Source organism: Maribellus luteus, from assembly GCF_003576475.1.
In the GTDB taxonomy this organism is placed as follows: Bacteria; Bacteroidota; Bacteroidia; order Bacteroidales; family Prolixibacteraceae; genus Draconibacterium; species Draconibacterium luteum.
On record NZ_QWGR01000001.1, the window covers coordinates 226,179 to 236,004 of the forward strand.

At 41.0% G+C, this 9,826-nt stretch carries 6 protein-coding genes; all 6 read left to right on the forward strand.

The features are described 5' to 3' along the window. The first annotated feature begins 43 nt into the window (after positions 1-43). The 6 genes from D1614_RS00865 to D1614_RS00890 all read left to right on the forward strand — a co-directional run bounded on the left by D1614_RS00865 (position 44) and on the right by D1614_RS00890 (position 9,808). On the forward strand, positions 44-643 hold the full coding sequence (locus D1614_RS00865) for an RNA polymerase sigma-70 factor (RefSeq protein ID WP_162304366.1): 600 nt from the start codon (positions 44-46) through the stop codon (positions 641-643). A 66-nt stretch (positions 644-709) separates the two neighbouring features. Beyond that, entirely contained in the window at positions 710-1,840 is a 1,131-nt protein-coding gene (locus D1614_RS00870) for a FecR family protein (RefSeq protein WP_119435991.1), read from the forward strand. A 205-nt stretch (positions 1,841-2,045) separates the two neighbouring features. After that, positions 2,046-5,576 (forward strand): TonB-dependent receptor, encoded by a 3,531-nt coding sequence (locus D1614_RS00875; RefSeq protein ID WP_119436341.1) that lies wholly within the window; start codon positions 2,046-2,048, stop codon positions 5,574-5,576. 10 nt (positions 5,577-5,586) lie between these two features. Then, positions 5,587-7,347: a RagB/SusD family nutrient uptake outer membrane protein gene (locus tag D1614_RS00880; RefSeq protein WP_119435992.1), complete on the forward strand. Its 1,761-nt coding sequence runs from the start codon at positions 5,587-5,589 to the stop codon at positions 7,345-7,347. A 573-nt stretch (positions 7,348-7,920) separates the two neighbouring features. Then, on the forward strand, positions 7,921-8,520 hold the full coding sequence (locus D1614_RS00885) for an RNA polymerase sigma factor (RefSeq protein WP_162304367.1): 600 nt from the start codon (positions 7,921-7,923) through the stop codon (positions 8,518-8,520). Between the two features lie 166 nt (positions 8,521-8,686). Continuing rightward, positions 8,687-9,808, forward strand: coding sequence for a FecR family protein (locus D1614_RS00890; protein ID WP_119435994.1), 1,122 nt, complete (start codon positions 8,687-8,689; stop codon positions 9,806-9,808). Positions 9,809-9,826: the final 18 nt, after the last annotated feature.

Sequence of the window (9,826 nt, forward strand, 5' to 3'; positions counted from 1 at the left end):
GAATGTATCTTTAATTCGACATTTTTGTGGTTTAAACAAATGTGTGACTGAATTGAGGGAATATAGCGAACATAATTTTAAGACAATTAATCGTTTGAAAGAAGGTGATCTGCTTGCTTTCGACGAAATTTATTTACGTTATAGTAACCGACTCTTCTGCTTTGTTTTAAAGTTGATAAAACAGGAGCAGGATGCAGAAGAGATAGTTCAGGAAGTTTTTTTAAAACTATGGCGGTCAAGAGATAAGATAGATCTGCACACTTCTTTCGATTCTTTCGTGTTTACCATAGCCTATAACCATACCATGAGTATGCTCCGGAAACGCGTGCATGAGCAAAAATACCTGAATCACCTGGCTGGTTTACAACGTATTGCCGAGGCAGAGGACATCATCGATGAATTAACTTTCCAGGAAATTCAGGGGCGTTATCTTCGCCTTCTGGAACAGTTGAGTCCACGGCAACGGGAAGTATTTTTGCTAAGCAGGGACGAAAAACTTACCTACAAAGAGATCGCCGGGAGGCTTGATATTTCGGTCAATACGGTAGAAATTCACATGACCAAGGCTCTTCGGTTTATGAAAGATAACCTGGGAAAGTCGCTGGTTGCGAATTCATTATTCATTAGTTTGTTTATTTGTTAAAAAATTCGGATTCCGAATAGGGGTATTTCTTCTCTTAAGCGTATCACTTTTAAAATAAGTCCAAAGATGGCACCATTTAGCTTAGGCGGATGTGCCCTTTGGCCGGTGGAGGACCTTTTGAGCAAGATGAGAAAAGAATTATTACACAAGTATTTAAATGATCAATGCACTTCTGAAGAGTTGAAAGAAGTGATTGCCTGGGTGAAGTCGAAAGAATGGAGCGGTACAGCCGAACAGGAGTTGTACAGCGAGTGGAAAAATACGGACGGGGTTGTTTCAAGCCAGAATGCAAATGAACGTTTTAATCGTTTGCTCGACAAAATTCACCATAACATCAATATCGAACATGCCTCTTTTGTTCGCAAAATGCAGCGAAAAAAAGTGCTTAACCGGATTACACAGGTAGCTGCCATAGCCATGCTCCCGATGTTGGCATTTTTGCTGTACACTTTCTCGCGGCATAATTTTGAAATCAGTTCGCTGGTTGCCATGCAAAACGACACGCTTGAAATTATTGCCCCCATTGGATCAAAAACAAATTTTGTTCTTTCTGATGGTTCTCAGGTATTCTTGAATAATGGAAGTAAGCTGCGTTACCCGTTGCGCTTCATGGACAATAAAAGAGATATTTTTTTAAGCGGGGAGGCTTATTTTGTTGTGGCTCATGACGAGAAACGGCCATTCAGGGTTAAAACCAGAAATCTGAACATTACTGCACTCGGAACCGAATTTAATGTGTTTGCTTATCCCGATGAAATCAGCACGGAAGCAACATTGGTGGAGGGGAAGGTCGCAGTTGAGAAAGTTCTGAAATCAGGGGAAACACAGTTTATTGGTGAAATGGAGCCCAATGAACAGATTAGTTATAATCGGATAACAGATAAGGTGTATTCCCATCATGGCGATATTGATAAGTACATTGCCTGGCGGGAAGGAAAACTGATTTTTAAAAATGAAAGCATCGAAGAAATCGCTCATCGTTTGAGTCGGTGGTACAACGTAGATATTGAACTTACTGACAAGCGGGTTAAGCAGTTTACCTACACGGCTACTTTTATTGATGAAACACTGCCACAAGTGCTGGAGTTGCTTCAGATTGCGACCCCGATCAGTTATACGATCCACCCCCGGAAAGAATTGCCTGACGGAACTTTTATAAAACAGAAAGTGACAATAGGATTCAACGAAAGAAAATAAAGCTTATAAACCTAACATAATTGCCTATGTAAAATCTTCTCTAAAAAAAGCAGGACAATGCGCCAACACTGTCCTGCCAAGCATTAAAAAATCCCTCGCCAAAGGGAAGTTTCTAAACTTAAATCACGTCAAAAGTATGAAAAAAAATGAATTAGATTCGGTTTGGGAAGTTCTTAACTCCCAAGCACTAAAACTGTTGAAGATAATGAGACTAACTGTATTTTTTCTTCTGGTTTCAGCGCTAAGTGTTATTGCCGGAGAAACCTATTCGCAAACTAAACGGCTAAGCTTAGAGATGGATCAAGCTTCTATAAAAGATGTTCTTACAGAGATTGAAGAGCAAAGCGAGTTCTATTTTCTTTATAGTGAAAAGATGATAGATGTCGACCGAAAAGTTTCTGTTGATATTGATAATCAGGACATAAAATCTACGTTGAACATTTTGTTTGCAGGAACCAATGTGAAACATGTCGTTAAAGACCGGATCATTGTTCTTTCATCAAAAGATATGTTGGAAGAAAGTGAAACCTTGCTTCCGCAGGAAAATGTTGTACGTGGAAAAGTAAGTGATTCGGGCGGGCAACCAATGCCGGGAGTTACGGTAACGGTAAAAAACACAACCCGCGGAACAATTACCAATCCCGACGGGGAATATGAATTGGCGGATATCCCTGATGATGCGATACTTGTATTTTCGTTTGTAGGCATGCGAACCCAGGAGATACCATTTGCAGGTAAAGCAAATATTACGGTTACGATGGAGGAAGAATCTATCGGGCTGGAAGAAGTAGTTGCCATTGGTTACGGTACGCAAAAGCGGGTAAACCTGACCGGGGCAGTGGAGCAGGTAACCAGTGAAGTATTGGACAACCGGCCTTTGGCCAATGCTACGCAGGGTTTACAGGGTGCTGTTCCCAACCTCAACATATCTCTTACTGACGGAAAACCAATGCGTTCGGCTCAGTTTAATATTCGGGGAACCACTTCTATCGGACAAGGTGGAAGCGCATTGGTTTTGATTGATGGGGTAGAAGGCGACCCGGCTATGTTGAATCCAAACGACATTGCCAGTGTTTCTGTACTGAAAGATGCGGCATCAGCTGCGATATACGGGGCAAGAGGCGCTTTTGGAGTGGTGCTCATCACCACAAAAAGAACCGATAAACACAGAACATCCGTTACGTATAGCGGTAATTTTTCTGTAAAATCGCCTACAGTGGTACCTGATATGGTGACCGATGCCTATGATTATGCGACCCGTTTTGTTGAGGCTTATTCGGCTTATTACGACTATGCCCGTACGCCTTCTTCTTTTCACAAGGCAGTAAAATATTCGCAGGAGTGGTACGATAATATGGCTAATCACCGGCCGGGCTCGGGGCTTCCTGAAGTGGAGGTTGGCAGCAACGGTGCATATCAGTATTATGCAAATACTGATTGGTACGACCTGTTGTACAAGGATCATACTTTTGCAACAGAACATAATGTAACCATGCAGGGAGGAGGTGAAAAATTCGATTTCATGGCTTCAGGACGGTATTATGACCAGGGCGGCATATTCAACTACAACAGCGACGATTACAAAATGTATAATATGCGCTCCAAAGGGTCTGGCCAGCTATACAAATGGTTGACAGTGGAAAACAATATGGAGTTTTCTCAAATGAACTATCATAATCCGCTTACAGTAGCTGATGGAAACGTTTGGTACGGACTGGAAAGCGAGGCAGAACCGATGAGCCCCATGTTTAATCCGGATGGAAGCTTAACAATGGCCGCTGCCTACAGTGTGGGAGATTTATGGTATGGCAAAAATGGATCGGATACCGAAAAAAGAGTATTACGGAATACGACTTCTTTTAAAACTACGTTTTTCGACAACACCTTGCGAATCAACGGGGATATTACCTTTGCAAATACCGATAGAGAAGAAAAAAGACGCAGGGTTCAGGTTCCGTACAGTTCCATTCAGGGGGTAACCGCTTATCTTGGGTCATCTACCAATGATTTTAGTAAAGCAACTTCTACTTCCAAATATTTGGCTACCAATGTTTACATGGAATACGAGAAGACCTGGAATGCGGCTCATTACCTGAAAGCGATGGTGGGGTATAATTATGAACAATCGGTTTATGACTACGTGCGTACCAAGCGAAACGGGCTGATCTTTGAAGATGCCAACAACCTGAATCTTGCCAATGGAAACGGAATTGAAATTGCATCCGATTATGAGAAATGGCGTATTGCCGGTGGTTTCTTCAGGGTAAATTACGCTTTCAAAGATCGTTATTTGCTGGAAGTGAACGGTCGTTTGGATGGGTCTACCAAATTCCCGACCGATCAGCAATGGGCGTTTTTCCCATCGGTTTCAGCGGGTTGGCGCATTTCGGAAGAGCCTTTCTGGAAGGTTAACAAAAAGCTTCTTACCGATATGAAGTTTCGTGTTTCTTACGGTTCACTGGGCAACGGGAATGTGGCTTCTTATGCTTACCGCGAATTGTTTTCAATTTCGCAGATGAGCCACCTCATGAACGGTATATTGAATCAGCAAACCTCCTCTCCATCGATTATCCCCGACGGACTGACTTGGGAAACAGTTACCATGGCTAATGTTGGCTTGGATTTGGGAGCCATAAATGGACGTCTGCGTTTTTCGGGCGATGGGTATATTCGCAAAACGGTTGATATGTTTACCGTGGGGCCTGAACTTCCTGCCTTGTTTGGGGCTACAGTTCCTTATGGAAACTATGCTGATATGACTACCAAAGGTTGGGAATTGTCGCTTTCCTGGCGCGATAAATTTGTTGTTGCCGGAAGTCCGTTAAATTACGATGTACGGTTCACAATGGCCGATCATACATCGAAAATAGATAAGTACAATAACCCGGAGAAAAACCTTGGTAATTACAACGATGCCCGCACAAACTACTATGAAGGAATGACCATTGGTGAGATATGGGGATATGTAACCGAAGGGTTTTTTACTTCCGAAGAGGACGTTGCAAACCATGCGTCGCAAAGTCTTTATTTTGCATCCAACTCAGGCAAATGGCTGCCGGGCGATATAAAGTTTAAAAATCTGAACGATGATGATGTAATTAGTTACGGTACCAACAAAGTTAAGGACCCGGGCGATAGAAAAATAATTGGGAACTCTACCCCGCGCTATACCTACAGTTTGAATCTGGGAGCCGACTGGAAAGGCATTTTTGTTTCGGCATTTTTTCAGGGAGTAGGTAAGCAGGATTGGTGGCCGGGAACCGATAATGCATTGTTCTGGGGGCAATATAACCGCCCGTATAACAATATTCCAAAATCAATGTTGGGCGAAATCTGGTCTGAAGATAATCCCAATACTTATTTCCCGCGCTACAGAGGATATGTTGCTCTGCAAGGTACACGTGAGCTTTCGGTGGTTCAAACACGCTATTTGCAAAACGTGGCTTACATCCGTTTGAAAAATCTTCAGATCGGATATAGTTTACCCAAAGACCTGATTGCTCCTGTGGGTATGCAGGCTGCCCGGCTCTATCTTTCTGCTGAAAATCTCTGGTGCTGGTCTCCGTTGTACAAGCGTACCAAAAACTTTGATGTTGCCAATATTTACGGAGAAGACAGAGAGGCCAAATCGGCTGCGAATGATGGAGGTAAGAATTCGATCATAAGCAATGGCGGACAAGCGTATAATTATCCTGTGCTAAAAGGTATCAGTTTAGGATTATCATTAACATTCTAAATTTAAACACATGAAAAAAATACTATATACAATCATAGCCTGTGCTGTTTTGTGGGCATGCAATATGGAAGAAATTCCTGAGGCACAGATCTCCGTAGAACCTGTATTTGGAAGTGAAACGGGACTTGAAATGTACACCAACTCCTTTTACGAGGTTTTACCGACCCGGACAACCCTTTATACCAATTCATATTACATTGCTGTAAACTCGGTGATCAAATACCTGACAGAGAATGGTTTTAGTTCGCAGGAGAGTAGTGGCTGGAATTGGCGGACATTACGCAATATCAACTATTTTATTGCCAATTGCGACAACGAATCAGTACCTGTTGCTACGCGAAATAATTACCTGGGGATAGCCCGCTTTTTCAGGGCTTATTTCTACTTCGATATGATGAAACGCTTTGGTGATCTTCCCTGGGTAGGCCATCCGCTGGATGTGAATGACCCCTTGCTTTACAGTGCAAGGGATCCCCGTGCGCTGATTGCAGATTCCATCAAAGCCGACCTGAATTTTGCGATTGCGCATATCAGTAACGAGAGAGATGCTACCTGCTCAACAATCACCAAAACGGTGGCTGCTGCCCTGAAATCCAGGGTTTGCCTTTGGGAAGGAACCTACCGGAAATACCATAGCGAAGAGGGTTTGCAGTCAACTGCCAATCAGTGGCTTCAGGAAGCGGCCGATGCTGCACAAATTGTAATGGATGAAGGTTACTCACTTTATACCGGTGGTGGAGTTGAGAATTCTTACCGGGCTTTATTTGTCGCAAAAACTCCTCTTTCTTCTGAGGTGCTTTATGCCGTGACATTTGATAGTGATTTGGGAGTAGTTCATTCGGGCAACCGGCAATGGACATCAGTAACGTTTGGATCTTGCCCCAGTTTGGTGCGTCCTTTTGTTCATACCTATCTCAAACTGGATGGCACACCTTTTACAAACGATGCCGGTTATGCTTCTAAATCCTTTGTGGAAGAATGTGAAAACCGTGATTATCGTTTGTCTCAGACGATTCGTACTCCCGGTTTTACGCGAGTATCAGGAGGGGCAGTTGTTCCCACGGCTCCGGATTATGCATATGCGATTACCGGCTACCAAACCAGCAAATTTACGCTGGATGATACCCAGTACGATAATGTAGATGTTTGTGATAACAATGTTATCCTGTTTCGCTATGCAGAAGTGCTGCTAAACTATGCCGAGGCCAAAGCCGAACTGGGAACACTTACCGACGGTGATTGGGCTAAAACAGTTGGTGCTTTGCGTGCCCGGGCAGGGATAACAGGCGGGCTTACAACAAAACCCAAAACGGTAGATCCGTATTTGCAGGGCGAATTTTTCCCCGGAATAACAAATCCTGAAATCCTGGAAATCCGGAGAGAAAGAGGTATTGAGCTTTCTTTTGAAGGATTTGAATGGTCGGACGTCTGTCGCTGGGGAATAGGAGAGCAACTAACAAAAGATTGGGAAGGCATTTATATTCCTGAATTTGAAGTTCCCTATGATATGAACGACGATGGAAAACTGGATGTTTGCTTTACAAAACAATTAAATCCAAGCGATAAGGTTCCCGGGGTTTATTATCTCTATGTGGGTGAAAAACTCTCCAACGGAGCGAATAACAATTCACAGATTGCCGACGACGGACATACCCTGGTTTTTATGAAAGACCAGAAAAGAACCTGGCATAACAAGCTTTATTTTTATCCGATTCCGGCCAACGATTTGGTGATGAACCCAAATTTAGGACAGAATCCGGGCTGGAATTAATGCTTTCGGTTTTAATGTCTGATTATAAAGCCAATGTTTGACTGTTTATGAGATTTGGCTTAGCATAAAAAAAGCGCTTAGAACATTTGTTTTAAGCGCTTTCTTTATTGTGTTCTGTGGAGCAAAGTAATACTTGTTAATGTTTTGTTTTATTCGAGATTTTCATACTGTTTGTAATTGATTATTAGCTTTATGTCGGTAGCATTCCATTTGAAGATTAGTCAGTAAAAGGATATCGAAGGTATATTAAATATCTTTTTCAAGATAGAATGCTTCGGTATGCAATTTTTTGTTATCGAGGGTAGAATATTCTTCATTTTTCGAGTGCTGGACAGGAGGAAACTTGTCGGTTTTTATTTGCCCCCAAAGATACTCAGTTATACGCTAAATATGTGAAATCAGGGAGGATATAATCCGTAACTCAGACCCGTGTCTACTAAAAATTAAGTTAGTCAGGACTTTTTGTTAAAAGAAATTTTTCTAAGTTTGAGTACACTATATTCCTATGAAACTATGGTTATGGTAGATTTTCGATCTTCATATTACGATTATTTTCAAGAAGAGCTTTTCTGATTGTTACAGCATCATCGTTCATTTTTTTTACTTATGACTAACTTAACTGACAAAGAACTCTGCCTGGCATTAAAGTCGGGCAAGATTGACGCTTTTGATGCCCTTTACTATAAATACCATAAAAGACTTTTTGCGTTTTTGTACAAGATGTGTGATAACTGGCATGACGCAGAAGATATGGTGCAAAAAATATTTGTAAAAATATGGGAACGAAAAGAGGGAATCGATGTTGAGAAATCTTTTAATAGTTATTTGTTTACAATTGCCCAGAATGAAGCTTATGACCTGCTAAAGAAAAGAGCTTTACTCGCTTACCACAATGATTATATTTTTACTGATGTAGAGGATAATGAAGATAATTTGGAATCAAAAAAACGAATTGAAACCATTTATTCGCTCATTAATGAAATGCCGGAAAGAAGACGGCATATTTTTTTGTTGAACAGAGATGATGGGTTGACTTACAGACAAATAGCTGAAAAATTGAATATTTCGGAGAATACTGTTGATACTCAAATCCGCAATGCTTTAAACTATTTGCGTAAAGAACTTCCGAAGTATTTTAAGGTGTTTACAATGTTCCTCTTAAACATTTTTTAAATCAAAATACATATTTATCAAATTTAGCTTCACGGAAAAATAAAATTAGCCAGTATTAATTAGTGTATGATTAGTTATTTGACACTGCAAAAGGGACGGATCATTAAATTTTAAAGGATTTTTCCTGAAAGTCTTTCTGATACAATCATACCTCGAATTCTATAATATGGAAAGGAAGAAAACAATAGTAGAACTGTTAGAGAAATTACTTTCAAATCAGGCTGTCAGCAATGAAAAAGAAAAGCTTGCTGCTTTGCTTAACAACGAGAGCGATAAAGAGCTTGTTGAGGCTTGGTTAAAGGATAATTGGGAGAATATCGATTATAGCCAGCTAAATATTTCATCAAAAGCTATGCTGGAAAAAATACATGAAAATATTAACCTTAAATCTCTGCCTTCCGGACGCAAATCTTCTTCTAAATTAAGGCAGTTTACAATTACTACTTTAAAATATGCTGCAGCCTGTATTGTGGCCTGCGTAATTCAATGGTACGTTATCACACGTTCGGGGAAGACCCCAGAGGTACAACCTTTAGTGCAGGTTGAGCAATATCATGAAATCAGTGTGCCCAAAGGGTCGAAATCATATATAGTACTGGCTGATAGTACAAAAATCTGGTTAAACGCAGGTGCAACATTAAAATATCCAACAAATTTTCAGGAAAATCAGCGGGAGGTATTTCTTACCGGAGAAGCTTTTTTTGATGTGTCGAAGAATGAACAAAAACCTTTTTTCGTGAATACGAACGGAATGAATATAAAGGTTCTTGGAACTCAGTTTAATGTCAAAGCTTATGGCGATGAAAACAGCATTGAAACCACATTGATTGAAGGAGCTATTGAAATTCTGGGGCTGAAGTCGGACCAAGAAGATGAAAGCAACTTGGTACTGAAACCCGGGCAAAAGTTGGTTTTGTTAAAAGACAAAAGCATGCATGAAGTGTTTGAAGCTACTGAGAAAAATTTAGATGAAAAAGCAGGAAGCCAAGCTGTTCCAGGGATAAAGATAAAGGAGGCTCAGGTAATAACACTGCAAGATACTGAACCGGAAGTTTCATGGAAAGAAGATAAATTGATTTTTAACAAAGAATCGTTCCGTGATGTGAAAGTCAAGCTGGAGCGTTGGTATGGTGTAAATATTATCGTAAAAGACAGTGAAATACTGGATTACCGGTTTACCGGGACATTTGATGAGGAAACATTTGACCAGGCAATGTATGCGCTGCAGCAGGCTGCCAGGTTTGACTATTCAATAAAAAAGAAGACAGTGATCATTAAACGAAACTAAAGCATTATTTAAACAATT

What these genes read in the sequence shown, in the direction of transcription:
- D1614_RS00880 (WP_119435992.1), top strand. Translation starts at nt 5,587, where the DNA reads ATGAAAAAAATACTATATACAATCATAGCCTGTGCTGTTTTGTGGGCA.
- D1614_RS00890 (WP_119435994.1), top strand. Translation starts at nt 8,687, where the DNA reads ATGGAAAGGAAGAAAACAATAGTAGAACTGTTAGAGAAATTACTTTCA.
- D1614_RS00870 (WP_119435991.1), top strand. Translation starts at nt 710, where the DNA reads ATGGCACCATTTAGCTTAGGCGGATGTGCCCTTTGGCCGGTGGAGGAC.
- D1614_RS00875 (WP_119436341.1), top strand. Translation starts at nt 2,046, where the DNA reads ATGAGACTAACTGTATTTTTTCTTCTGGTTTCAGCGCTAAGTGTTATT.